This window comes from Streptomyces sp. NPDC057271 (genome assembly GCF_042668715.1).
Lineage (GTDB): Bacteria > Actinomycetota > Actinomycetes > Streptomycetales > Streptomycetaceae > Streptomyces.
Genome location: NZ_JBHUYJ010000036.1, coordinates 42,084 through 66,502, shown reverse-complemented (window position 1 = coordinate 66,502; position 24,419 = coordinate 42,084). Strand labels below are relative to the sequence as shown.

General features: G+C 72.9%; 20 protein-coding genes and 1 pseudogene. 7 read left to right on the top strand and 14 right to left on the bottom strand.

Annotated elements, in window-relative coordinates:
• The 3 genes from ACFUJR_RS18655 to ACFUJR_RS18645 form a co-directional block, all read right to left on the bottom strand.
• On the bottom strand, positions 1 to 1,078 hold a 1,078-nt coding region (locus ACFUJR_RS18655), incomplete at its 3' end, for a serine/threonine-protein kinase (protein WP_383450545.1).
• A gap of 99 nt (positions 1,079 to 1,177) precedes the next feature.
• Positions 1,178 to 1,675, bottom strand: coding sequence for a transcription elongation factor GreA (gene greA, locus ACFUJR_RS18650; protein WP_383171263.1), 498 nt, complete (start codon positions 1,673 to 1,675; stop codon positions 1,178 to 1,180).
• A 188-nt stretch (positions 1,676 to 1,863) separates the two neighbouring features.
• Complete coding sequence (locus ACFUJR_RS18645; RefSeq protein ID WP_383171260.1) at positions 1,864 to 2,265, bottom strand: DUF4307 domain-containing protein; 402 nt, start codon at positions 2,263 to 2,265, stop codon at positions 1,864 to 1,866.
• 95 nt (positions 2,266 to 2,360) lie between these two features.
• On the opposite strand from ACFUJR_RS18645, the gene mca reads away from it, so the two are divergent.
• Both mca and ACFUJR_RS18635 read left to right on the top strand, forming a co-directional pair.
• A complete protein-coding gene (mca, locus tag ACFUJR_RS18640; protein WP_383171257.1) occupies positions 2,361 to 3,242 on the top strand; it encodes a mycothiol conjugate amidase Mca in 882 nt (293 codons plus the stop codon).
• On the top strand, positions 3,235 to 3,477 hold the full coding sequence (locus ACFUJR_RS18635) for a hypothetical protein (RefSeq protein WP_383171254.1): 243 nt from the start codon (positions 3,235 to 3,237) through the stop codon (positions 3,475 to 3,477). Before mca ends, ACFUJR_RS18635 begins: the two co-directional genes overlap by 8 nt.
• A 134-nt stretch (positions 3,478 to 3,611) precedes the next feature.
• On the opposite strand, the gene ACFUJR_RS18630 is transcribed toward ACFUJR_RS18635, so the two are convergent.
• Entirely contained in the window at positions 3,612 to 6,833 is a 3,222-nt protein-coding gene (locus tag ACFUJR_RS18630; RefSeq protein WP_383171251.1) for a tetratricopeptide repeat protein, read from the bottom strand.
• 244 nt (positions 6,834 to 7,077) lie between these two features.
• Here ACFUJR_RS18630 and ACFUJR_RS18625 point away from each other — a divergent pair, with 244 nt between their 5' ends.
• Positions 7,078 to 7,470, top strand: a complete 393-nt coding sequence (locus ACFUJR_RS18625) for a rodlin (RefSeq protein ID WP_383171248.1) — start codon at positions 7,078 to 7,080, stop codon at positions 7,468 to 7,470.
• Between the two features lie 222 nt (positions 7,471 to 7,692).
• Here the strand turns inward: ACFUJR_RS18625 and ACFUJR_RS18620 are convergent, their stop codons facing one another.
• Positions 7,693 to 8,259: a Uma2 family endonuclease gene (locus ACFUJR_RS18620; RefSeq protein ID WP_383171246.1), complete on the bottom strand. Its 567-nt coding sequence runs from the start codon at positions 8,257 to 8,259 to the stop codon at positions 7,693 to 7,695.
• Between the two features lie 231 nt (positions 8,260 to 8,490).
• Here ACFUJR_RS18620 and ACFUJR_RS18615 point away from each other — a divergent pair, with 231 nt between their 5' ends.
• Positions 8,491 to 10,518 carry a thioredoxin domain-containing protein gene (locus ACFUJR_RS18615; protein ID WP_383171244.1) on the top strand — a complete coding sequence of 676 codons (2,028 nt, stop codon included), beginning with the start codon at positions 8,491 to 8,493 and terminating at the stop codon, positions 10,516 to 10,518.
• A 9-nt stretch (positions 10,519 to 10,527) separates the two neighbouring features.
• On the opposite strand, the gene ACFUJR_RS18610 is transcribed toward ACFUJR_RS18615, so the two are convergent.
• The gene (locus ACFUJR_RS18610; RefSeq protein ID WP_383171241.1) at positions 10,528 to 11,571 is read right to left on the bottom strand and encodes an LCP family protein; all 1,044 of its coding nucleotides are present in this window, start codon (positions 11,569 to 11,571) and stop codon (positions 10,528 to 10,530) included.
• A 181-nt stretch (positions 11,572 to 11,752) separates the two neighbouring features.
• On the opposite strand from ACFUJR_RS18610, the gene ACFUJR_RS18605 reads away from it, so the two are divergent.
• Both ACFUJR_RS18605 and ACFUJR_RS18600 read left to right on the top strand, forming a co-directional pair.
• The gene (locus ACFUJR_RS18605) at positions 11,753 to 11,926 is read left to right on the top strand and encodes a hypothetical protein (protein ID WP_383171238.1); all 174 of its coding nucleotides are present in this window, start codon (positions 11,753 to 11,755) and stop codon (positions 11,924 to 11,926) included.
• Between the two features lie 182 nt (positions 11,927 to 12,108).
• Entirely contained in the window at positions 12,109 to 12,342 is a 234-nt protein-coding gene (locus ACFUJR_RS18600; protein ID WP_383171236.1) for a chaplin, read from the top strand.
• 59 nt (positions 12,343 to 12,401) lie between these two features.
• Here the strand turns inward: ACFUJR_RS18600 and ACFUJR_RS18595 are convergent, their stop codons facing one another.
• Both ACFUJR_RS18595 and ACFUJR_RS18590 read right to left on the bottom strand, forming a co-directional pair.
• The gene (locus tag ACFUJR_RS18595; protein ID WP_383171275.1) at positions 12,402 to 13,658 is read right to left on the bottom strand and encodes an NAD(P)-binding domain-containing protein; all 1,257 of its coding nucleotides are present in this window, start codon (positions 13,656 to 13,658) and stop codon (positions 12,402 to 12,404) included.
• Positions 13,659 to 13,672: 14 nt separating this feature from the next.
• Entirely contained in the window at positions 13,673 to 14,989 is a 1,317-nt protein-coding gene (locus tag ACFUJR_RS18590) for an ATP-grasp domain-containing protein (protein WP_383171234.1), read from the bottom strand.
• 185 nt (positions 14,990 to 15,174) lie between these two features.
• Between ACFUJR_RS18590 and ACFUJR_RS18585 the strand changes: the two are divergent.
• Positions 15,175 to 16,146, top strand: a pseudogene (locus ACFUJR_RS18585) (glycoside hydrolase family 26 protein); the annotation flags it as partial.
• Positions 16,147 to 16,797: 651 nt separating this feature from the next.
• Here the strand turns inward: ACFUJR_RS18585 and ACFUJR_RS18580 are convergent.
• From ACFUJR_RS18580 to ACFUJR_RS18555, 6 genes are all read right to left on the bottom strand, one after another.
• On the bottom strand, positions 16,798 to 17,913 hold the full coding sequence (locus tag ACFUJR_RS18580) for a GNAT family N-acetyltransferase (RefSeq protein ID WP_383171231.1): 1,116 nt from the start codon (positions 17,911 to 17,913) through the stop codon (positions 16,798 to 16,800).
• Between the two features lie 83 nt (positions 17,914 to 17,996).
• Positions 17,997 to 18,671 carry a lipopolysaccharide biosynthesis protein gene (locus ACFUJR_RS18575; protein ID WP_383171228.1) on the bottom strand — a complete coding sequence of 225 codons (675 nt, stop codon included), beginning with the start codon at positions 18,669 to 18,671 and terminating at the stop codon, positions 17,997 to 17,999.
• Positions 18,672 to 18,678: 7 nt separating this feature from the next.
• Positions 18,679 to 19,812: a glycosyltransferase gene (locus ACFUJR_RS18570; RefSeq protein WP_383171225.1), complete on the bottom strand. Its 1,134-nt coding sequence runs from the start codon at positions 19,810 to 19,812 to the stop codon at positions 18,679 to 18,681.
• Positions 19,809 to 20,663: a polysaccharide deacetylase family protein gene (locus tag ACFUJR_RS18565; RefSeq protein WP_383171223.1), complete on the bottom strand. Its 855-nt coding sequence runs from the start codon at positions 20,661 to 20,663 to the stop codon at positions 19,809 to 19,811. The genes ACFUJR_RS18570 and ACFUJR_RS18565 overlap by 4 nt, the downstream gene beginning before the upstream one ends.
• Positions 20,560 to 22,653: a lipid II flippase MurJ gene (locus ACFUJR_RS18560; RefSeq protein ID WP_383171220.1), complete on the bottom strand. Its 2,094-nt coding sequence runs from the start codon at positions 22,651 to 22,653 to the stop codon at positions 20,560 to 20,562. The genes ACFUJR_RS18565 and ACFUJR_RS18560 overlap by 104 nt, the downstream gene beginning before the upstream one ends.
• A gap of 466 nt (positions 22,654 to 23,119) precedes the next feature.
• On the bottom strand, positions 23,120 to 24,418 hold the full coding sequence (locus ACFUJR_RS18555) for an O-antigen ligase family protein (protein WP_383171272.1): 1,299 nt from the start codon (positions 24,416 to 24,418) through the stop codon (positions 23,120 to 23,122).
• Position 24,419 lies beyond the last annotated feature (1 nt).

The window sequence follows — 24,419 nt, the reverse complement described above, 5'->3', positions numbered from 1 at the left end:
GCAGATACGTCCCCACCCCGCTGGCGACCACCGCGAGGGCCACCACGGCCGCGGTCAGCGCCCGGCGCCCGCGGCGCGGGGGTTCCCGCGGCGCGGGCGGCGCCACCGGGGGCATCGTCGGCAGCTGGTCGAGACCCGGGGCCGGGGCGGGCGCCGCCGCCGGGACCGCACGGAGCGGACCTCCCGACGCCACGAGCTGCGCGAGCTCACGCCCGTACTCCCCGATGTGCTCCCGCACGCTCTCGGGCCACGCGGGCCGCCGTTCGCCGCCCAGGAGCTCCACGAGCCCGGCCGGCGAGGGCCGCTCGGCCGGGTCGAGGCGCAGACACGCGGCGACCGTCTCCCGCAGCTCCTCCGGTACGCGGCTCAGGTCGGCCTCGGCCTGGGAGACGCGGTAGAGGACGGCCGCCAGGGGCCCGTCCCCGAAGGGATCCTCGCCCGTCGCCGCGTAACAGAGCAGTGAGCCCAGGCAGAACACGTCCGAGGCCCCGGTGACATGGCGCGCACCCGCGACATGCTCGGGTGACATGAACGCGGGGGTGCCGACCATCATCCCGGTCGCCGTCATCGTCGTGGCGCCGTTGCTCCGCGCGATGCCGAAGTCGATCAGGCGCGGCCCGTCGACGGAGAGCATGACGTTGCCGGGTTTGAGGTCCCGGTGCAGCACCCCGGCCGCATGCAGGTCGGTGAGCGCGCGGGCGATCCCGGCGCCCAGCTCCCGTACGGTCGCCACCGGGAGCGCGCCGCCCCGCCGCACGGCCTGCGACAGGCTCGGCCCGGGGACGTACGCGGTCGCCAGCCACGGCACCTCGGCATCGGCGTCCCCGCCCTCCGGAGCGGCCGCCCAGGCGCTCCGTACGAGCCCGGCGACCTTGATCTCGCGCCGGAAGCGGTCACGGAAGGCGGGCTCGTTCGCGACATCCCGCCGTACGGTCTTGACCGCCACGAAGGTGCCCTCGCCGGGGAGCCGGCCCAGGAAGACCTCGCCCATGCCGCCGGCGCCGAGCCGGGCCAGGAGCTCGTACGGTCCGATCCGCCGCGGCGCGTCCTCGCGCAGTGGTCCCAGCACGTGTGTCATCCCCCTGTGACGTGACGTCAGGTGCCGATCATTGCATGTCCATGAAAGATCAAGGGCCGGACCCCCGAAGGGGTCCGGCCCTTGATCACAGCTGTCGGCTCAGCCGGTGTACGGCTTGGCGCTGAGGATCTTCACCGTGGCCTTCCTGCCGTTCGGCAGCTCGTACTCGGCGTCCTCGCCCGCCTTCTTGCCGTTGACGCCCACGCCGAGCGGGGACTGCGGCGAGTACGTCTCGATGTCGCTGCTCGCGTACTCGCGCGAGGCCAGCAGGAAGGTCATCGTGTCGTCCTCGTCGCCGTCGAACGCGATCGTGACGACCATGCCGGGAGCCACGACGCCCTCGTCGGCCGGGGCCTCGCCCACCTTGGCGTGCTCGAGGAGCTGGGTCAGCTGGCGGACCCGGAGCTCCTGCTTGCCCTGCTCCTCCTTGGCCGCGTGGTACCCGCCGTTCTCGCGCAGGTCGCCCTCCTCGCGCGCCGCGGCGATCTTGGCGGCGATCTCGGTTCGCGCGGGACCAGACAGGTACTCCAGCTCGGCCTTGAGCTGGTTGTACGCCTCCTGGGTGAGCCAGGTGACGTTGTCGCTGGTCTGGGTCACAGGTGCTCCTCGTAGGTACTGGGAATACAAAGCATCGCCCTACCCAGAAGGATTGTCCTTCCTGAGCGGGCGAAACCACGAGCCTAACAATGAGTGGCGAAAAGGGGGAGGACATAAACCATAAAGATGGCGTCACCCCTGGTCAGCGCGTGATGCCGGGCGGCGCGCCACCCGGTGCCTACCCACCGCTACCCGGCTGTACACCCGATGAGCTCGGCGCTGGTCGCCCGCGCGGTCGTACGGATGGACACGACACGGTCGATCCGCTCGCTCGCCTCGTCGAAGCGGACGTCCTTGCGGCCCACCTCGGCCCCGTCCTCGGAGCGTGAGCGCAGGGTGCAGACGCCCTGGGCGTCGGCGTCCTTGCGGACCTCCAGGTGCACCTGCACCTCGGTGTCGCTCACCACGTCGAACTTGATCGTCTCCGCGCTGATCTTGCTGTCGACCACGTAGAACCAGCCGAACCAGCCGAGCAGCCCAAGGAACAGCACGCCGAGCACGGCGCCGGCGATCTTGAGGGTGCGGTCGGCGCGCTCGTCCGCGGAACGCCCGTAGCGCCCCTCGGGCAGCCGCTCTCGCACCGCGCTCATGATCGTTCCTCTCGCCGCGGGGGTGGGAATTTTCCGCCCCCCGGTTCCGTCACTATAGAGACCTCCCTCCACGCCACATCACAGAGGATCGAGCCTTGACTGAGCAGCTGCGACTGATGGCCGTTCACGCCCACCCCGACGACGAGTCGAGCAAGGGTGCGGCGACGATGGCCAAGTACGTGTCCGAGGGGGTGGACGTGCTCGTGGTCACGTGCACGGGCGGCGAGCGCGGCTCCATCCTCAACCCCAAGCTCCAGGGAGACGCCTACATCGAGGCGAACATCCACGAGGTGCGCCGCAAGGAGATGGACGAGGCCCGGGAGATCCTGGGCGTCGAGCAGGAGTGGCTCGGTTTCGTCGACTCCGGCCTGCCGGAGGGCGACCCGCTGCCGCCGCTGCCCCAGGGCTGTTTCGCCCTGGAGGACGTCGACACGGCCGCCGGCGCCCTGGTCCGCAAGATCCGCGCCTTCCGTCCGCAGGTCATCACGACCTACGACGAGAACGGCGGGTACCCGCACCCCGACCACATCATGACCCACAAGATCACGATGGTGGCCTTCGACGGCGCCGCGGACACCGAGAAGTACCCGGAGGCCGAGTTCGGCCCGGCGTTCCAGCCCCAGAAGCTCTACTACAACCAGGGCTTCAACAAGCCGCGCACCATGGCCCTGCACCAGGCGCTGCTCGACCGGGGCATGGAGTCGCCGTACGGCGAGTGGCTGGAGCGCTGGAAGGAGTTCGAGCGCAAGGAGCGGACGCTGACCACGCACGTACCCTGTGCGGACTTCTTCGAGATCCGCGACAAGGCGCTGATCGCACACCGTACGCAGATCGACCCGGACGGCGGCTGGTTCCGGGTGCCGATGGAGATCCAGAAGGAGGTCTGGCCGACGGAGGAGTACGAGCTCAGCAAGTCGCTGGTGCCCACCTCCCTCCCCGAGGACGACCTCTTCGCGGGCATCCGCGACAATGCCTGACATGAGCGCACACCTGGCACTGACCCAGCTTGTCCCCTTCGCCGCCGAAGAGCTGGACGAGAACAAGGTCACCCCCGGCGTCCTCGGCTTCGTCGTCTTCGCGGTGATGGCCGTGGCCGTCTGGATGCTGATGAAGTCGATGAACCGCCACATGGGCAAGGTCTCCTTCGAGGAGGCCCCGGACCCGAAGGCGCCCGCCGCCCCGCAGGGCGGCAAGGCGGCCGCGCAGGAGTAGGACGGCGGCACGCCGCGGCACGGACACCCCCGCAGGGCCCGCGCCGCGGCGACCCCGTGCGGACGCGGCGGCCCGTGCGGACGCGGCGGCGACCCCGTGCGCGCGGCCTTCCGCGTGTTCCACGGCCTGCGCGGCTACGCCCGATCCACCGGAACGCCCATCACCTCCCGGGCGTGGCGGTTCGGCACCATGCCCAGATCCCAGGCCTGCCAGCCGGCGTCCAGCTGCACGCCCCGCTCCAGGACGAGGGCGTACGCCTCCGCGCAGTCCTCGACCTTGCCGTCCCGCGTCGGATGGCGGTCCCGGCGCAGCAGCGCCAGCTCCTCCCGCGCCACCGCCGTGCCCACCTCCACGCCGCCCGGTGAGCCGTACGGGAGCAGCGTGCAGCGCAGGAAGCGGGCCCAGTCGGCGCCCCTGCGGTCGCTGTACGACAGGAAGAGCCGTTCCGACTCCCCGCACAGCTCCAGGGCCTGCGCCGCCTTCCCGTTCCCCGCGTCCACGATCGCCAGCTCCAGGCAGGTCCAGGCCTCGCCGTGGGCCACGCCGACGCGGTGGAAGTCCGCCCGGGCGTCCACCAGGAGCTGCCGGGCGAAGCCGGAGTTGCGCAGGTTGCCGGTCTGGACCGCCCGCTGGTCGCGGGTGACCCGCCCCGAGTGGTGCCGGGCGCAGGCGAGCCCGTACACGTCCCGCATCCGGGAGAACATCGTGCGGGCCCGCTCCAGCTCCCGCACCGCCTTGTCCAGGTCCCCGCGCTCCTCCAGGGCGTGCCCCAGGTAGTACAGCGTCCAGGCCTCGCCCCGCGCGTCCTCCTGGTCGCGGTGGCGGGCGAGCGCCTGGCGCAGACCCTCGACCGCCGGTGCCACCTCGCCCTCGACGAGCCGGGCGCGGGCGAGCTGGGTCAGCGCCCACGCCTCGCCACGCCCGTCGCGGGTCCGCCCGTACAGATCGAGCGCGCGCCGCAGCTCGGCGTCGGCCCGCTCCACGTCGCCCATGCGCAGGCACACCTGGCCCAGCTGGAAGTGCGCCCAGGCCTCGCCGTGCACGGACTCGTGCTCCCGGTGCAGCTCCAGGGCCGCGTGCAGCAGGGTCAGCGCCTCGGCCAGGTTCGCCCGGTCCCGTTCGACCGCCGCGAGGGCGTGCAGGGTCCAGCCGCGGTCGGCCGCGAGCGACTCCGGCTCCTGGAGCACCAGGGCCTCCCGCAGCTTCGCCGACGCCTCCGTCAGATTGCCCTGGTGGTGCAGCGTGATCCCGAGCGAGCAGAGCGCGAGCGCCGCCCCGGCGTCCTGGTGCGCCTCCTGATAGAGGGAGACCACCGAGGTCAGCGTGGTGCGCGCCTTGTCGAGCTCGCCGAGCTGCCGGGCCGCGATACCGGTCCGCCACTGCACCGAACGGGACAGCAGCCCCTGCCCGACGGCGTCGGTCAGCTCGTTGATCTCACCGAGCCGGTAGAGGTCGCCGCGCAGCAGGCAGTAGTCGCAGAGCGCGCCGAGCAGGTTCAGTACGGCCTGCTGGTCGACGCCCTCCGCGAGCCGCAGCGCCGCCGTGATGAAGCTCGACTCGTCGTCCAGCCAGCGCAGCGCGGCCTCCAGCGAGCTGAAGCCGTGCCCGTCGAACCGGGCAGCGCGGTTGACGCGTGTCGACATCCTGCCGTCGACCATCCGGATCACCGAGTTCGCGAGCTCCGCGTAGTTCTGGATCAGCCGCTCCTGCGCCGCCGCGATGGCCGCCGCGTCCTCCTCGTCCATGAGCCGGGCCGCCGCGAAACCGCGCACCGCGTCGTGCAGCCGGTACCGCTCTCCCCGGACGTGGTCCAGAAGACCGGCCCGGGCCAGCTCCGCCAGCAGCCTGGCCCCGTCCTGCCCGCTGCCGCCGAACAGCGCCCCGGCCGCCGCCGCGCCCAGCGAGGCCCTCCCGGCCAGCGCGAGCCGCCGCAGCAGCCGCCTGCCGTCCTCGTCGAGGTCGGTGAAGTACCGTACGGAGAGCGCACGTTCGAGCGGTGTCGGGCCCCAGCCGGGCCGGGCGAGGAGATGCGCCAGATCGCTCATCGAGCGGCGGCCCAGCGAGGAACCGGCGACCCGCAGGGCCAGCGGCAGCCCGCCGCACAGCTCCCGGATCTCCTCGAACGCCTCGGAGTCGTACGGCCCCGGGTCCGGCGCCCAGGCCGCCTCCCGCAGCAGCTCCTCCGCCCCGGCCGCGTCCAGCGCCGCCACCGGCAGGACGTGCACCGACGCCGGCACATCCGTGCCCAGGTCCAGCGGTTCCCGGCAGGTCACCAGGACCAGACTGTCCGAGCGCTCGGGCAGCAGCGTGCGGACCTGCTCCGCCTCCACCGCGTCGTCCAGGATCACCGTCACCGCAAGCCCGGTCAGATGCTGGTGGTACAACTCGGCCAGCCTGCGCACCTGTTGATCAGCCGAGGACCGCTCGCGGAACAGCAGCTGCTCGCGCGGCGCTCCCAGCCGGTTCAGCAGATGCAGCAGCGCCTCCCGGGTCGTCAGAGGCTTCTCGCCGCGTGTCCCGCCCCGCAGGTCCACCACACACGCTCCGCGGAACTGGTCCCGCAGCGCGTGCGCCGCCCGTAACGCGAGCGTCGTCCGGCCCGCGCCCTGCTCCCCGTGGAGCATCACCACCGTCGGCCGGGTCATGGTCGACGCCCGCCCGGCCTGTACCCACTGGGTGATCTGGGCCAGCTCGGCCCGCCGGCCCGCGAACGGCCCTCCCGAGCCGGGCAGATGACCGAAGGACTGCTCCAGTACGGTCCGCCGGCGGGCCGCCGCGCTGCGGTCGGCGCCGCGTAGCTGGGACACGACCTTCTGCGCCGGCGGCTGCGTGGTGGCGGTCAGCACCCGCTGCTGATCGATGAACGGCCGTACGCCCCGGACGTCGAGCGCCGTCAGCCACTGCAGCCGGAGCTGCTCGGGACCGCCCGGCTGGCCCAGGGCGCCCGCCCGGCGGTGCGCGGCGGGCCAGTGCCCCGCGGTCACCTTCAGCACGGTCGCCGCCGCGCCCGTCACCGCCACCACGGCCCCGGCGGCCAGCGCCGTCCCGGCCGCCGTGCCCAGCGCCAGGTCGGCACCGAAGGCCGCGACCGCCGCGACGGCGGTGACCAGCGAGGGTGTTCCCACCGCCGCGCGGCTGAATCGATCCCCCAGCGACCGGTGCGCCGCCTCCGTCTCCTCCAGGGCCCGTAGATAGGCCGTGTACTCCTCGCCCGCACTCGCCGCCATGGTGTCCAGCGCGGCCCGGCCGCGTGCCAGCAGAGCCGTGGCGTCGAGGCGGCCGCCCGAGCGCCGCACCTCCTCCTCCACGGCGCGTGCCAACAGCCGTTCGGCTTCGGCCCGGTGGCTGTCCCGCATGTACGTCCCCCTCCGAGAGCTTCCGCTTCCGGCCCCAAGTGTCCTGCGGGACGCGCGTCGGCGCGAGGGAGTGGGGGTGATCGGCCTCCCGAACGCCTGCCCCTCGACACGGCGTCCGATGGCGTTCATCTGCCGAATAGCGCGTCCGGGTGACGCCCCGGAACCAATCCTCCGGAGGGCAGTTGATCAGCGTGCTTCGGCTAACGGAGCGTTCCAGGGCCCTCGAGCTCAAGAAGGAAGACTCGTGATCAAGAAGGTTCTTGCTACGGCGGCAGTTGCGGCCTCGGTCGTCGGTGTGACGGCGACCGCTGCGTCGGCGGCCGGCAACGACGGCGGCAGCGCCAACATCATCGGCAACACGTCGAAGCAGTCGATCGGCAGCAACTCCACCGGTGGCTACATGAGCCCGAACTTCGGCCTCATCAACGGTGGCGTCCTGCACTGCTTCGACATCCAGAAGATCCAGGCGCAGGTCCCGGTCGGCGTCATCGCCGTCCCGGTCGCCGTCCAGGACGTCCTCGGCAACCCGATGGCGAACCAGACCTGCACCCAGAACTCGGTGCAGCAGAAGGGCGACGACGCCCTGTCGCACATCCTGGGCGAGGTTCTGTCCCAGAACGGGAACGTCGGCGGCTGAGTCCGACCGCACCGCTGAAAACGGCCCCGTTCCCCGCATTCGACCTGCGGGGAACGGGGCCGCTTTCCGTATCACTATCACTGCCCTGCTCGCGCGCCGCCACCCGTGGCGTACGACCGGGGCCTTGTCGTTGGCCGTGGTTGGGCGGCACCGGTGACCGCCGCGCTGTCTGATCCTGGGCTGGACCTACCTGGTCAATCCCGGAGGTGGGGATCTCCGTCCTTACATGACCCCGAGATCGACCGTGACGGAAAAAGGCGCGGTGGCCTTCACGGTGCCGGTGAACATCTCGCCGTCCCTGTAAGCCTTGGTGGCGGGGTCGAGGACGTAGGTGTAGACGATCGGGACGCCGGTGGCGGCCTGTTCGACCCGCCAGTAGAAGGGGATGCCGGCCTTGGCGTACTGGTCCACCTTCACGACCCGGTCGGTTGTTTCCGAACCGGGCGACACGACTTCGACGACCAGGAGTACGTGTTCGGGGCGGGTGGGCGTGAGGTCGATGGTCTCCGCCCGGTACACGGTGACGTCAGGGCGGCGGTTGGTGAGCGGAACGTCCTGCAAGCGGACGTCGAAGTCCGTGTCGGCGTTCCAGTCCGGGCCCGCGGCGGCGTCCAGGGCATTGGCCAGGAGCCGAGCCAGCCGGTTGTGCCGCTTGGAGGCGCTCGGGCTCACGACGACCATCCCGTCCACGATCTCGATGCCGGCGCACTGCTCCTCGGACCAGGAGTCGTACTGTTCCGCGCTGATCTGCGTGTGCATCCACGCGGGCGCCACCATCTCGGCGGTCATGAAGTACCTCCTTCGAGGATGCGGTGCTGCTCGACTCAGCGTACTGCCCGCTTCCATTCGGGCACCGGCTTTGGATCGGGGCAGAACCTCCAGCGCCCGCAGGGCGACCTGGGTGCAAAAGGGGCGGTCCGCATTCACCATGTGATGGCGCATGAGTGCAAATCAGCCAAGTAGGGCGGGGGCTTGCGGGCCGAACCGGCAGGGCCGTGTCGGCGTGAGAGGCTGGGTCTTATGAACCGGTTGGCTGGTGTGACCTCGCCTTATCTGCTTCAGCATGCCGACAATCCGGTCGACTGGTGGCCGTGGGGACCGGAGGCGTTCGAGGAGGCGAAACGGCGCGATGTACCCGTTCTGCTGTCGGTCGGATACTCTGCGTGCCATTGGTGCCATGTGATGGCCCACGAGTCCTTCGAGGACGAGACCACCGCCGCCCAGGTCAACGAGCACTTCGTCGCCGTCAAGGTCGACCGCGAGGAGCGGCCCGACGTCGACGCCGTCTACATGGAGGCCGTGCAGGCGGCCACCGGCCAGGGCGGCTGGCCGATGACCGTCTTCCTCACGCCCGACGCGGAGCCCTTCTACTTCGGTACGTACTTCCCGCCCGAGTCCCGGCACGGCATGCCCTCCTTCGGTGACGTCCTCGACGGTGTCGCCCGCGCGTGGGCCGACCGCCGTGAGGAGGTCGGCGAGGTCGCGGCGAAGATCGTCGAGGATCTCTCCGCACGCTCGCTCGCCTTCGGCGGCGATGGCGTGCCGGGCGAGCAGGAGCTCTCGCAGGCGCTGCTCGGTCTCACCCGTGAGTACGACAGCCGCAGCGGCGGTTTCGGCGGGGCGCCCAAGTTCCCGCCGTCGATGGCCCTGGAGTTCCTGCTGCGCCACCACGCCCGTACGGGTGCCGAGGGCGCCCTGCAGATGGCCGCCGACACCTGCGAGGCGATGGCGCGGGGCGGGATCTACGACCAGCTCGGCGGCGGTTTCGCCCGCTACTCGGTGGACCGCGAGTGGGTCGTACCGCACTTCGAGAAGATGCTCTACGACAACGCCCTGCTGTGCCGGGTGTACGCGCATCTGTGGCGGACCACCGGCAGCGATCTGGCCCGCCGGGTCGCCCTGGAGACGGCCGACTTCCTGGTACGCGAACTGCGCACCGCCGAGGGTGGTTTCGCCTCCGCGCTCGACGCGGACAGCGCCGATCCGACGGGTCGGCATGTCGAGGGCGCCTACTACGTGTGGACTCCGGCCCAGCTCGCCGAGGTGCTCGGCGAGGAGGACGCCGCCTTCGCCGCGCGGTACTTCGGCGTCACCGACGAGGGCACCTTCGAGGAGGGTGCCTCCGTCCTCCAGCTTCCCCAGGACGCCGGTGTCGTCGAGGCGGACCGCGTCGCCTCCGTCCGGGAGCGTCTGCTCGCCGCCCGCGACCGGCGCGAGCGCCCGGGCCGTGACGACAAGATCGTCGCCGCCTGGAACGGCCTCGCGATCGCGGCCCTCGCCGAGACCGGCGCCTTCTTCGACCGGCCCGATCTGGTCGAGCGCGCCACGGACGCCGCCGATCTGCTCGTACGGCTCCACATGAGCGAGAACGCGCGGCTCTTCCGTACCTCCAAGGACGGCAAGGCAGGCGCCAACGCCGGGGTCCTGGAGGACTACGCCGATGTCGCCGAGGGCTTCCTCACGCTCGCCGGGGTGACCGGCGAGGGCGTCTGGCTGGAGTTCGCGGGCTTCCTGCTCGACATCGTCCTCGACCAGTTCGTCGCCGAGGGCGGGGCGCTGTACGACACGGCCCACGACGCCGAGACGCTGATCCGCCGCCCCCAGGATCCCACCGACAACGCGACGCCCTCCGGCTGGACGGCCGCCGCCGGCGCACTCCTCTCGTACGCCGCCCACACGGGCTCCGAGCCGCACCGTTCCGCCGCCGAGCGTGCGCTCGGCGTGGTCAAGGCGCTCGGTCCGCGCGCGCCGCGGTTCATCGGCTGGGGCCTTGCCACGGCGGAGGCCCTGCTCGACGGGCCCCGCGAGATCGCGGTGGTCGGCCCCGGCGGAGACGACGCCCTGACGCGCGCGCTGCACCGCACCGCGCTGCTGGGTTCGGCGCCGGGTGCCGTGGTCGCCGTCGGTGCACCGGACAGTGAGGAGTTCCCGCTGCTCAAGGACCGCCCGCTGGTGGTCGGCGGAGCCGCCGCGTACGTCTGCCGCCACTTCACCTGCGACGCGCCGGCGACGGATCCGGCCGACCTGGCCCACGCGCTCTCCCGCTGAGGACGGCCGTCACGGACAGACCAGGGAGGCGCCTCCGGCCGGCCGGTAGTCGCCCAGACCCCGCGGGATCTCGCTCGTGGAGTCGGGGCGGGCCTTCGGCAGCGGCCGGTCGGAGCGCAGCGCCTCGAAGACCTCCTCGGCGTGCTCCTCGTCCACCGCGACGGAGGATCCGACGCCCGCGATGAGGGGGTTGAAGCGGCGGATCGGCACCATCGCGAACTCCATGCGGTCCGGGGTGAGGTCCCGCAGCCGCGAGCCGAGGATGAGCATCTCGGTGACGGTCAGGGAGCGTTCGACCGGAGCCGTGCCGCGCAGGGTCGCGGCGAGCAGCCGCAGCCGGGTGGGGGCGGCCAGATCCGCCCGGATCGTCTTCAGCGTGTTGGCGACGAACCGCTGCTGCTTCTGGATCCGGCCGAAGTCCATCTTCCCGTCCGCGCGCCGCGACCGCACGTACTGGAGCGCCTCGCCGCCCCCGACGCGACGGGTCGCGCCCGCCGCCAGGTCGAGCCCGGTGACGGGGTCCTTGAGCGGGGTGTCTGTACAGATCGGCACCCCGCCGTCGACGCGGTTCACGCCGTCGATGAAGCGCCGGAAGTCGATCTCCAGATAGCGGTGGACGGGCGTGCCCGTCATCCGCTCGACGGCCTCGACGGTGAACGCGGGTCCGCCCTCCGTGTGTGCCGCGTTGATCTTCGCCGGGTGCGGCTTGTGCGTCTTGCCCGTCCGCTGGTCGACGTGCTCCCGGGGGAACTCGGTGAGCGAGTCGCGGGGCAGACTCACCACGCTCACCCGGTCGTTCGCGGCCGAGATGTGCACCAGCATCATCACGTCGGTGCAGTCGCACCCCGTGCCGCCGGCGCGATAGCGCTTCAGCTCCGCGGACGTGAGGCCCTCCCTGCTGTCCACCCCGGCCACCAGGATGGTCAGCCCGTGCCGGGGGGCCGGCAGGTTCGGCAGGGCCGGGGCGCCGGCGATCGCCCCCGACGCGAGGGTGACGAGCGCCGCGGAGGCGAACACGAGCCGGCCTGGGCGGCGGAATCTGCTGACGGTCACGGGGCACACCACCTGACTGCGGGAAATGGGATGAGCGCACGATAGGTCTATATGCCTCGCACACAGGTTCGCGACGCGACATGGGGCGGACGAATCACTCGGCTGCGGAGTGTGTGTAATGATGCGAGAACCGCTGTGGATGGGAGGGAAGATGGCACCCGATCCCGGGAAATGGGAACGGATGGCCTTCATTCCGAAGAGCCGTTATGTGGCGGACCCGCCGCCCGCCGACCGGGGACCCTTCCCCGTCTATTCATCGCTGGTCCAGCAGTGGGCCCTGGCCGGGCGCACCGTTCCGGGGATGCCGGACCGTGAGTGGGAACGGCTGGTCTCGACGCCGGTCTGGCCGCGATGACACCTCCCCTCGAGGGGGCCGGGGCTCAATGGAGTGAATACCGGCCGGTCGGCGATAAGCCGGTTTCCTTTTCGGGGCATGGTCGTTGTGATGTGTGCGGCGGAGGCCGGGAGACTTCTTTGTCCACCGGCGATTCGCGAAATCCGTGAAATTCCGTCCGCCGCGGAAGGGACGTAAGAGAAATGAAGTGCAAGAAGGCCGCGGTCGTCGTCGCCGGACTGTTCATGGCCCTGGGTGCCGCCGCCCCCGCGATGGCGGACGCCGACGCGTACGGCGCGGCCATCGGTTCGCCGGGCGTGCTGTCCGGGAACGTCGTCCAGGTTCCGATCCACGCTCCCATCAACGTCTGCGGCAACTCCGTGAACGTGATCGGGGTCCTGAACCCGGCCGCCTTCAACACCTGCGTCAACGCCTGACGCACGCTCAGGGCCGGTCCCCGGGAGAGTCCTTCGACACCCCGGGGACCGGCCCTTCGTCATGCCCGCGCCGACGGCGTCCGCGCCTGGCCCGTCCGAGGACGGCCCACCACGCCACGGGACGAGGCCCGCAGTCGCTGCCGCACGCCCCGCACCAGCCGCCCCGCCGTGTAGCCCGCGCCGAACACGAACCGCATCGACGGGCCGTACGAGGGCGCCGTCAGCAGCCCCGCGAGGAACAGGCCCGGCCGGGACGACTCGAACAGCGCCCCCACCTCCGGTGCCCCGCCCGCGCCGACCGTCCGCAGCGACGCGCGCAGCTCGGGCGCCAGTACCTCCGCCCGCGCCAGGCTGGGGGTGAACCCGGTCGCCGCGATGACGTGGTCGGTCTCCAGGACGGTGGTGCCGTCCTGGCCTGCCACGTCGAGGCGCAGCCTGTCGTCCCGGGTGAGGGTGGCGGAGGTGATGCGCCGACCCAGCCGTACGTCGGTGACGGCCGCGAACCGCTCGCGCAGCCACCACGCGCCCGCCGGACCGAGTGCCGAGTCGAAGACGCGCTCACGGGTGGGGGCGGGCAGCCGCCGGAAGAGCCCGGGGGTGTCCGCGTACAGCCGGTTGTGCCAGCCGCAGCCCAGGCCCGTGTGCGGAGCGCGCAGCGACTGCCACGGGCCGCGGTCGAGGGCGGGCGGGAGGGTGTTCCAGTTCAGCCGGTCCGAGCGCGCCAGGACGCGGGTCCGCGCTCCCTGTTCGGTGAGGATCGTCGCCGTCTCCAGTGCGGCCTGTCCGGAGCCGACGACGGTGACGTCCCGCCCGGCGAAGCCGTCCAGTTCGCCGTGGTGGCTGCTGTGGGTGACGTACCGGCGGGGGAGTCCGCGCAGCGGGCCGGGGATCTCCATGAACGGCAGGACACCGACGGCGAGGGCCACCGTGCGGGTACGCAGGCGCTCGCCGTCCTCCGTGACGACCTCGAAGCCGTCCGCGTGCGGGGCGACCGAGGTGATCAGGCGCTCGTCGAGAGCGGGGACCGCCCGGCGGGCGAACCAGTCGCCGTAGTCGGCGAAGAACCCGACCGGGAGCGGGACACCGTGCTCGGCGCGGACGCCCCGCGTGGCCGCGTACGCGTCGAGCCCGAGGGCGCCGCGTGGGTCGGAGAGGTGCGAGGCCCACGGCTCGGACTTCAGGAACATGCCCGAGGGCATGGCGTGCCAGGAGGCCATCGGGCGGCCGAAGGTCCGCAGGTTCAGGCCGTGGGCCGCGGCGTGGGCGGCCACGGAGAGACCGTAGGGTCCGGCGCCCACAATCACCAGGTCGTACATCGTGCCTTCCGTCTTCATCGTCGGGTCGTGCGGTCGGAGGCGGTACGGGACCGGGGCCCCGGCGGCGGAGACACGGCGGTCACGCTCCGGTGGGGGCTGCCCGGCCGCAACAGCCGGCGGAGCGTCGTCCGTCCCTTGCGCAGGGCGTGGAGGAACCAGGCGGCGACCATCGCGAACGCGGGCGCGAGGTCGTCGGCGGCGAACCAGGCCGTCTCCGTGCGTCCGCGCGGGGCGCCGTCGGGCTCGGCGCCGTCCCGCCGGCGGGGTGAGGCGAGCACGGAGAGGGCGGCGTAGTTCTCGACCACGAACCGGCGCCCGTACGAAGGGGAGTGCGCCGGGATCCGACGGCCGGTCAGGTCCAGATGCATGGCCCGGACGACATCGAGCCCGGCCGGGTCCGCGAAGAGCCTGAACTGGGCGCCGGGCCGGGGGTTGAAGTCGAGCAGGTGGTACGCCCCGGTGGAGCGGTCGAGCCGGAAGTCCAGGTCGAACACGCCCCGGTAGCCGAGCGCGGAGAGCAGTTCGCCCGCCATCCGCTCGATCACGGGGTTCGCGACCCAGCGGCCCACGGCCGTGAGTCCCGCCCGGTGCGGCCATGACCGCTCCTTGCGCCCGGCCGCCCGTGCGGCGCAGCGCCCTGCGGAGTCCGCGTAGCCGTGCACGAACCAGTCCAGATCGCGCCCCGGGGGCAGCAGTCGCTGGAGCAGCAGCCGACTGCCGGCCTCCGGTGTACGGGCGTACAGGGCGCGGACCTCGGCGAGCGACCGCGCGATCGATGTGCTGCGCAGTCCGGCGCCGGGCGGGAGCAGCCAGGGCCGGCTCCACTTGGCGACCACCGGAAGCCCGAGCGACCAGGCCATGGCGGCGGCGTCGTCGGCGCTCTCCGGGAGTTCGGTCGGGGGGTGGGGGAGGGAGAGGGCGCGGCAGGTCTCGGCGAGGGCGGCCTTGTCGGCCACGGTGGCGAGCTGCACGGCCGACTGGTCCGGCAGGAGGTAGCGGTCCGTCAGTTCGGCCCGGTGCTCGGCCAGGGCGAGAGCGCCGAGGTCGTCGAGCGGGACGAGGAGCGCCGGGCCCGCGTGCTCGGCCGGGAGGCGCAGCAGGAGGTCGGCGAGGGCGGCGGGCAGGGTGGTGGGGGAGGCGGACGCGGGGCGGGTGTGGACGGAGCGGACGTAGCGGGAGCGGGCGGCGGGGCTGGTGGTCGATTCGAGGACCGCGTGGACGGGGACGCCCGCCCGGCCCAGTGAGCGGGCGGCTCCCAGGGTGCCGTGATGAAAGGGGTTCCGGTCGAGCCGTACGAGGACGGCGGGGACACGGGTGTCAAAACTCGGCACGGATTTCCTTCATCTCGGTCCCCCAACTGGGCGATGAAATACACCAATGGACTACTGATCAGGTCGGCGCCGCGTTCACGGTCGGCTCATTAGGAATACTTTCCGAGTATCGGACTGACGGTGCATCAAGCGGCGTGGATCGTGAAGGAGTGGCCATGGCCAACAGGAAGCGGAAGGCATCGAGAATGTGGTTGGGGGTGTTCACCGCAGGTCTCCTCGCCTCAGGTTCCGTCGTGCTGTCCTCTCCCGTTCACGCCGCCGAATCCGTAACGACACGAGACCCCGAACCGACTCTCTCCTCCACCGCACTGGGCGCGTTCCTCGAATCGGGACCGCCCGGCGTCGGCCGGATCGGCCAGCTGGAGCGATGGCTCGGCGGGCGGGAGCTCCGCGTCGGCCACACCTACCTCCCGGGTGACCTCTGGTCGAACATCGAGAGCCCGCCCGGGTTCCTGGACGCCTGGGCGGCCTGGCGCAACCAGCGGGCCGACCGGATGTTCGTCCTGAACGTCCCGATGCTGGAGCGGAACGAGGCCGGAGTCTCCGACCGCGAGGTCCGCCGCCAGCTCCAGCTCGGCGCGGCGGGGTACTACGACCACCACTTCAAGAAGCTGGCCGAGCGGCTCGTCGGCCTGAAGGCCAAGGACACCGTCATCGTCCTCGGCTGGGAGATGAACGGCACGACGTACACCCACCGGTGCGCGCCGGATCCCACTTCGTGGAAGAAGTACTGGACGCGGATCGTCACCGCCATGCGGTCCGTTCCCGGCCAGGAGTTCCGCTTCGACTTCAATCCGAGCCGGGGTACGGACGCCATTCCGTGGACGGAATGCTATCCGGGTGACGACGTGGTCGACATCATCGGCATGGATTCGTACGACCAGCCGGCGGGGTCGGACTTCGACCGGCACATCGACGAGCCGTACGGGCTGCAGAAGCAGGTGGATTTCGCGGCCGAGCACGGCAAGGAGATCTCCTACCCGGAATGGGGTCTCTTCCGGAACGGGGACAATCCCGAGTACATGCGGCGGATGCTCGAATGGATCGACGAGCACCAGCCGCTGTACCACACGATCACGGACTACTGCCCGCACGGCGTCTGGCAGTGCGACGACAACCCGAAGTCCTCGCAGGTGTTCCGGCAGATGCTGATGGGCGTCGAGCCGGAGGTCCCGGAGGTACCCGAGGTACCCGAGGTACCCGAGGTACCCGAGGTACCCGAGGTGCCGGAGGTGCCGGAGATCCCGGCCGAGCCCGAGATCCCGGAGATCCCCGAGATCCCGGAGATCCCGGAGATCCCGGCCGAGCCCGAGATCCCGGAGATCCCCGAACTCCCGGAGATCCCGGCCGAGCCCGAGATTCCCGAGCTGCCTACGCAGCCCGAGGAACCGACGGTCCCCGAGCCGAAGCCGCAGGTCCCGCCCCAGCCGGAGCCGAAGCCGGAGCCGAAGCCCGAGCCGAAGCCCGAGCCGAAGCCCGAGCCCAAGCCGGAACCGAAGCCCGAGCCCAAGCCGGAACCGAAGCCAGAACCGAAGCCGGAGCCCAAGCCCGAGCCGAAGCCGGAACCGAAGCCGGAGCCGAAGCCGGAACCGAAGCCGGAACCGAAGCCGGAGCCCAAGCCCGAGCCGAAGCCGGACTGCTGGACCGTGGGGCTCGGTTCGTGGGTCGAGAACTGGATCGGCGGCCCCGTCTGCGTCCCCAAGGAGAGCTGGAAGGACGAGGACACCCTGGGTCTCGGCGGCGACTGGGAGGAGATGCTGAACGGCATCTGGCCCTTCTGAGGCCATCCCGCACGGCGGCGGAGGAGGTCATCCTCCGCCGCCGCGCGGCCGTACCGGCAGCCGTTCGACCGCCCTCCGCACCCAGGGCCGTTCCCGGGCCTGCCGTGCCGCCCAGCGCCTGCCGTCCGCCGCGGCCGCGCGCAGCCACAGCAGCGGAGCCGTCCCCCGGCCCGTCAGCATCAGCCGCTGGTTGGGTACGGCCTCCGGCCGCCAGCGCCGCTTGTACGGTTCGTCGCCCCGCAGCATGCTCAGCGTGGTCCGTCCGCTCGCACCGGCCTCCCGGGCCCCGTACCGCAGCAGCATCGTCGCCACGTCGACCTTCCGCGCGCGCAGCGCGGGATCGGCGCCGTAGAGATATCCGCCCGCGAGGCGGGGCGACATCAGGGTCAGGTCGGCCGCGACGACGTCCTCACCCAGCCGGAACTCCGTCACGCGCGCGGCCCCGCCCTCGACCATCGGCCGCACCGCCCGCGCGAGATGCTGCGCGAACCGGTCGCTGGTGTGCTCGGCGGTCACGCCCCGCCCCTGCCATTGAAGCCGATGCAGTCTCAGCAGCCGGTCGAGTGCGGCCGGCACCTCGTCCCCGGGCACGATCCGCTCGTCGATCCCGAGCGCGTCCAGCTTGCGCAGCTTCGCCCGCACCCGCTGCTGGGCCTTGCCCGTGGGGATCCGTTCGAGCAGGGTGTCCATCGGCTGGGCGGGCAGCTCAAGGCAGAGCGAGTCCGGGAGCCGTCGACGCGGCCCCCGCCAGCGGGCGAACACCTGCTCGGCCGACGCCCCCGGGCGGACCTCGCGCAGATCGATCACCGCGCCGCGCGCCGCCCCGGCCAGCGCCCCGGCCAGCGCGGCAGCGGCCTCGGGGCAGGCGTCGTCGAGCAGGACGTCCGTGAAGTCGGTGATCGCGCCCCCGAGCTGGGTGAGGACCGGGAGCGGACCGCGGGCGCGCATCAGGGGTGCCGCCGCGACCAGTTCGCCGTCCTCCCGTCGTACGAGCACGACCCGCAGGGCGTCCGGCCTGCCGTACGACACCCACCAGGAGTGCAGCCAGGAGTGGGACTGGAAGGGAGTGGCCGTGGAGCAGCGGGCGAAGAGCGACGCCCACCGCTCGCCGAGCCGGCCGAACTCCGCGCCGTCCCTGCACACCTCGCTTCTCCAGCCATCTCCCGACACCCCGTTCCCCGACACGCCGTCTCTCGACACCCCGTTCCCCGACATGCCGTCCCCCGTCACACCGTCTCCGACGCCGGTTCAGGCTGGGTGCCGCCCGCCGTCGGGCCGGGGACGGAGGCCGTGGCCGGCCGGGAATGCCGGGTCTCCGCGAGCGCCGCGCGCCGGGGGCGTACGAGCAGCGCCAGACCACCGAGCAGCCCGCCCGCGCAGCCTCCGACCAGCGCCGAGAGGGAGGCGGACGGCGAGACGGGCTCCACCGGCCTGGTCGCCCGGGAGAACTGGACGACCTTCACGCCCGTGCTCCCCGAGACCTGCGTGCTGTTGAGGACCAGGGCGCGGGCGACACCGTCCGCCATGGCGACGGCCTTGCCCGGCGTGGTGGACCGTGCCGTGAGGGAGATCATCGGCGCGTCGGGGGAGGTCTCCGCGAGCACGCTCTCGCGCAGGGTCGCGGCGGTGACCCCCGACCACGCCTGGGCGTCGCCGGTCACCGCGATGTCGGTGGCGACCCTGCCGTACGCCTGGGCGAAGCCGAGAGCGGCGGCCGGGTCGGACTTCTCGCCGGGGACCACGATGACGTAGCTCGTGGCCGCGTACTGCGGGGTCTTCACGGCCCCGTAGCCGCCGCCGAGCACCGCGCCGATCAGCACGGACGAGGGCAGCACCCACCAGCGGCGGGGGGTACGCAGGGCCGTCGCGAGACGGGAGCGTCGGGGACTCAGGGAGTTCATCGGTGACTCACTTCGCAAGGGGAGGGGTGCCGTGTACGGCCTGTTCGTAGAGGGACATCAACTGCCGGGCGCTGTGCGCGATGTCGTAGCGGCGTGCCGCGGCGGGCTGCGGCAGCCGGGTGAGCCGGGCGTCGCTGATGCCGCGCAGCGCCGAGATCAGCTCGGGTACGGACTCGCCGACCCGCCGGGCCCCGGGGGCCTCGTCCGGCGGCAGGTCGTCGATCGCCGGGCAGGCCACGTACAGCGCCGGCAGCCCGGCGGCCAGCGCCTCGACGACCGCGAGCCCGAAGGCCTCGTCGGGGGAGGTGGAGACGAAGACGTCCATGGCGGCGAGCAGCGACGGAAGATCGGGGTCGGGTGAGAACGCGGAGGGCGGGTCCTCGCAGGCGCCCGTGAGGAGCACCCGGTCGGCCGCCCCGCACTCGCGCGCGACGGCGAGGAGCCGTGCGCGCTCCTCCCCCTCGCCGACGAGCAGCAGCCGCGCCTCGGGCACCGACGCCGCCGCCCGTACGAGCCGGTCGAAGCGCTTGCCCGGGGCGAGCCGGCCCACCCCGCCCACGACGAACGCGTCCTCGGGCAGGTCGAGCCGCTTCCTGGCCGTCCGCCGTGCGTCCTCGTCGAAGCCGAAGCGGGCCCGCTCGATGCCGTTTGGGACGACCTGGACACGGGAGGGCGCCACCCCCCATGCCTCCAGACGGCGGGCGACGCTGGGCGAGACGGCGACCGTCGCCGAGCCCAGCCGCTCCGTGGCCCGGTAGAGCGCACGGGTGCCGGACGACAGCGGCCGGCCCTCGATCTGGGTCTCCCCGAGGGAGTGCTCGGTCGCGACGACGGCACGGACACCGGCGAGGCGGGCGGCGATCCTGCCGTACACGCACGCCCGGTACAGATGGGTGTGGACGAGGTCGTACCCGCCCCGGCGGACCAGCCCCGTGAGGCGGGGGAGCGCGCTGAGGTCACGGTTGCCTGTCATGCCGAGATGCGTGACCGGAACCCCGTCGGACTCCAGGCCGCGGGCGACCGGGCCCGGGTTGGTGAGCGTGACGACCTCGCTGCTGACCGGAAGGTGACGCAGCATCAGCCGTAGCTGCTGCTCGGCGCCGCCGATGCCGAGGCCGGTGATGACGTGGAGGACCTTCATGACGCCTCCCGACCCGCGTCGCGACCCGCGTCGCGACCGGACGCGGCCGCGAGGCGGGTGCCGGTGCCGACGCCGGTGCCGAGGTCGTCGTCGAGGTCGCGGGGGTGGCGGCGGCGCAGGGGGTGCAGGAGGCGCTTGGCGGTGAGGCGCAAGGGGGTGTCCTGCTCGTCGATGTGGACCCGGGGCAGCGCGTGCGCGCAGGTCAGCGGGCCCGGGTCGATGGCGCAGCCGTACCGGTACCCCGCCTCCCGTACGGACCGCACCGCGCGCGCGTCGATGTGTCCGTACGGGTAGCAGAAGCCGTGCACCGGGCCGCCCGTGATCTCCTCCAGGAGCTCTCGGCTGCGGCGGGTCTCCTCGGCGAGCGTCGCGGTGTCGACCGTGGGCAGCGAGACGTGCCGCAGCCCGTGCGAGCCGATCTCCATGCCGGCCTCGGCGACGGCCACGATGCCGTCCTCCGTCAGCAGCGGTTTGCGCGGGCCGTTGTCGTCCCAGGCGTTCTCGCCGCCGATCCGGCCGGGCAGGACGTAGACGGTGGCGGTGAAGCCGTGGCGGCGCAGCAGCGGCAGGGCCGAGTCGACGAAGTCGGCGTACCCGTCGTCGAAGGTGAGGCCGACGAGCCCCTTCGCGCGGCCCGCCGCCCTCGCGTCGAGCAGCTCGCGCACGGAGACACCGCGCAGCCCCCGGTCGTTGAGCCAGTGCAGCTGCCGGGCGAAGCGCACGGGGGAGACGGTCACCCGGTACGGGTCATCCGTGGTGTCCGCGATCGAGTGGTACATCACCACCCACGGGGGCGGCTTCGGCAGCAGTCGACGGATCGCGGCGGCGCGTGGCGCCGTGGCATCGGGCATGGGCGAGCCTTCGGGACGCGGTGCGGGTGAGGGGAGGGATGTCCGGCGCATGGGCGGAGCAGGCGAGGAGGAGCAGGAAGACGGCGGCGGAGACCACGCCCGCGACGGCGAGGGAGAGGAGCGCGGGCTCGATCAGGACCGAGCACAGCCAGCCGGCGGCGGTGGCCAAGGCGGCTGCGGTGGCGAGCCGCAGCAGTCCCTCGCCGAGGTGGCGGATCCGGACCGGGATGGCCTGGCGGCGCGCGCCCAGCAGCATCATCGCGGCGGTGAGTGTGATCCCGAGTGCGTTGGCGGCGGCGATGCCGACGGCGCCCCAGAGCCGGGCGCCGACCACCCCGGCGACGGCGGTCGCGGCGAGACCGACGGCCATGGCGGCGGCCGGGTACCAGAGCGGGCGGGAGGCGGAGAAGTAGCAGCGGACGAGCGTGCCGACCGTCGTCTGGCCCAGCAGACCGAACGCGTAGACGCGCATCACGGCGGCGGTCGCGGCGGTGTCGGAGTGGTCGAACGCGCCGCGCTGAAAAAGGACTTCGACGATCTGGGGGGCGGCGGCGATGACGATCGAGGCGCCGGCGAGGACGACCACGGCGGCGAGCAGCAGGTCCCGCTCGACGCGGCGGCGCGCGCCCTCCGTGTCGCCCGACGCCATGGCGCGGGCGACGACGGGGAAGCTGACCGTGCACAGCATCAGCGAGAGGATCATCGGCATCTGCGCGACCTTCTGCGCGTAGTTCAGATGCGAGATCGCGCCGGAGGGCAGGGGTGAGGCGAGGAAGCGCTCGATGAGGATCTGCGACTGGCGGGAGACCGTGAAGGCGATGACGGGGGCGATCAGTCCGAGCACGAGGAGCCGTCCGTCGGCGGTCGGCGCACCGTGCGACACCCGCGGTCGGCGCCGCAGCTCCCGTACGAGGTAAGGCGCCTGGACCGCCACCATCAGTACACCGCCGACGGCGACCCCCGCCGCCGCCGCCCGCACGCCGAAGGGCTCGCGCAGCGCCACGATCGTGCCGATGATGCCGACGTTGTACGCGACGTAGATGGCGGCCGGCGGGAGGAAGGAGCCGTGTGCGCGGAGCGCGGCCGAGCAGTAGCCGGCGAGCGTGAAGGTCAGGACGCAGGTCGCGGTCAGCCGGGTGCAGTCGACGGCGAGCCGCGGGTCGGGGAGGCCGGGCGCGAGGGCGGCGACGAGGAGCGGCGCGGCGAGGACCAGGAGGCCGGCGAGGGCTGACATGACGAGCGCGAGCCGGGGCAGCGTGGAGCGTACGAGCGCGCGGACGGCGCCGCGGCGGGTGAGGGCCCGGCTGAACGCGGGTACGAGGATGAGGGCCATCGCGTCCTCGATGAGCAGCGTCGACGCGAACTCGGGCACGGTCCAGGCGACGAGGAACGCGTCGGTCTCCGCCCCGGCGCCGAAGTAGTGGGCGAGGCTCTGGTCCCGTACGAGACCGAGTACGGCCCCCGCCGCGGTGAGCCCGGCCGTCACGGCCGCGGCCCGCGCGAGGAAGCCGCCGGAGCGGGCGGGCTTCGGCGCCCTGTGCCGCGCCCGCCTCGGTGCTCCGCCGTCCGTGTCACGTGGCAGGCGGGGTCGCCAGTCGCCGGGATACTCCACCGCCGCCGGAGCGTCGGCCGCCCGGTGGGCCGGCGGCTGGACGGCCGTCGCGGCCGCACCGGGGCGGGTGCCGGTGGGGCTCATGGCCGTCGGGCGACCGACGGGACGTACCGCTGCCGGGCCCATGGCCCCGCCGTGAGGCCGACGGCCCCACGCATCGGCCTGCGGCTGGTGCCGGACGAACCGCTCGTCCGCGTCCGTCGGTCCGGTGCGCAGGGCGTTCGATGCCGAGCCGTCGGCTCCGCCGTACGGCGGGCGCGGGGGCATCGGGGCGACGGACGGAGGGAGCTGCCCGTCGCCACCCGTCGTGCCGGGCACGACGGCTCCGCCGTACGGCGGCGGGGCCGACGGGGCCGGGCCCGCGCGGTGGCCGGACACGGACCCGAGCCGAGGGGCCGCGGCGGGCCCGCCTTGGGGGTGGCTCCGGTCGGCACCGGCCCGGCCCGTAGGGCCCTCGCCGGACCGGACCACCGGACCACCGGGCCCCCGGCCACCCGCGGTCACCGGACCACCGGGCCACCGGCCGCCCGCGGTCTCCGGGCCACCCGCGGTCTCCGGACCACCGGGCCACCGGCCGCCCGCGGTCTCCGGACCACCCGCGGTCACCGGACCACCGGGCCACCGGCCACCCGCGGTCTCCGGGCCGCTCGCGGCGGGGGCAGGACCCTGGCCGGTCCGGCCCGCGAGGCCGTCCGGGACCGGGGACGTCGTGCCCGCCCAGCGCCGGCCGCCCACCGGGAGGTCGGGCATGGGCCACGGGTCCGCCCAGACGGGTGGTCCCGCGGCCCCCGAGCCCTCCGGAGGGGGCACCCGGTCCGTCGACTCGGGCTCCCCGCCCCAAGGGTCACGCACGTTTCACCTCCGCCAGCGACCACCAGGCCGCGAGCCCGAGGACGACCGACATCAGGACCGTCGAGGGCCCCCCGATGTCCGCGTAGAAGAAGTCGATGAGCTGCCACGACAGCACGCCGATGGCGACGAGCCCCATCCGCCGCACCGCCCCCACCAGCAGCGCCGCCCAGCTGCCCACGAGGGCGAGCAGCCCCAGCAGCCCCTGCTCGCTGAGCACCAGCAGATACATGTTGTGCGGGGAGAGCAGCGGCTGGCGGTGGAACGCGGCGCCCGCGCCCGCCGTGTCGCTGCCGGACGACAGCGCCAGCGAGGCGTGCGAGTCGCGGTACGCGGGGAAGCCCTTGAGCCCCACACCGGTCAGCGGATCCGACCGCCACATCTCCCCGGCCGCCGCCCACATCGTGTACCGGTCCGTCACCGACTGGTCCGGCGCTCCCGCCACCTGCGTGATGCTGGCGACCCGCTCCTTCACCATGGCCGAACCGACCCCGAGCCCGCCCACCAGGACCACCGCGAGCGCGCCCACCGCGAGCGCCACCCGCCCCGCCCGCCGCAGCCCCGACAGCACGAGCTGGATCGCGATCGCCAGCACCGTCGCGATCCATGCGCCCCGGCTGAACGAGAGCACCAGCGGGACGAACAGCAGCCCGGCGCAGACCAGCGCCGCGGTCCGAGCCCGGCCCCGCCCGCTCCCCAGCGCGATCCCCGTGACGATGACCAGGCCGTACGAGACGACCGTGGCCATCCCCATCACATCCGTCGGACCGAACGTCCCGACCGCCCGGATGTCCTCGCCCTGATACGACGCGCCCGTCCCGGTCAGGTACTGCGTGACCCCGACCGCGCCCTGGAGCAGTGCCAGGCCGACCAGCGCCCAGGCGACCGTCGCGAAGTCCCGCCGGTCGCGGATCATCAGCAGCACGGCCGCCGGGACGAGCACGAAGACCTGGACGTAGCGGGCGACCCCCGGCAGACTCGCCGCCGGATCGTTCGAGGTGATCGCCGCCAGACAGATGCCGAGCACCGGCAGCCCGATCACGACCGCGGCCGCGCGGCTCAGCGGCCGCGCCCCGCTGCGAACCACCCGCACCAGACAGATCAGTACGAGCAGCCCCGAGGCCGCGTCCGCGATCGTTCCCGTACCGCCGGTGCCGCCCTCCGTGCCGCCGCCGCCCGGGACGAGCAGCAGCGCGATCACCGCCAGGACCGGGGACAGCGCCCAGGCCCGGCGCGCCCGGTCCCGTACGTCGGTGCCGGCCGCCCCGGGCTGCGCCCAGGCCGCCGTCGCCATC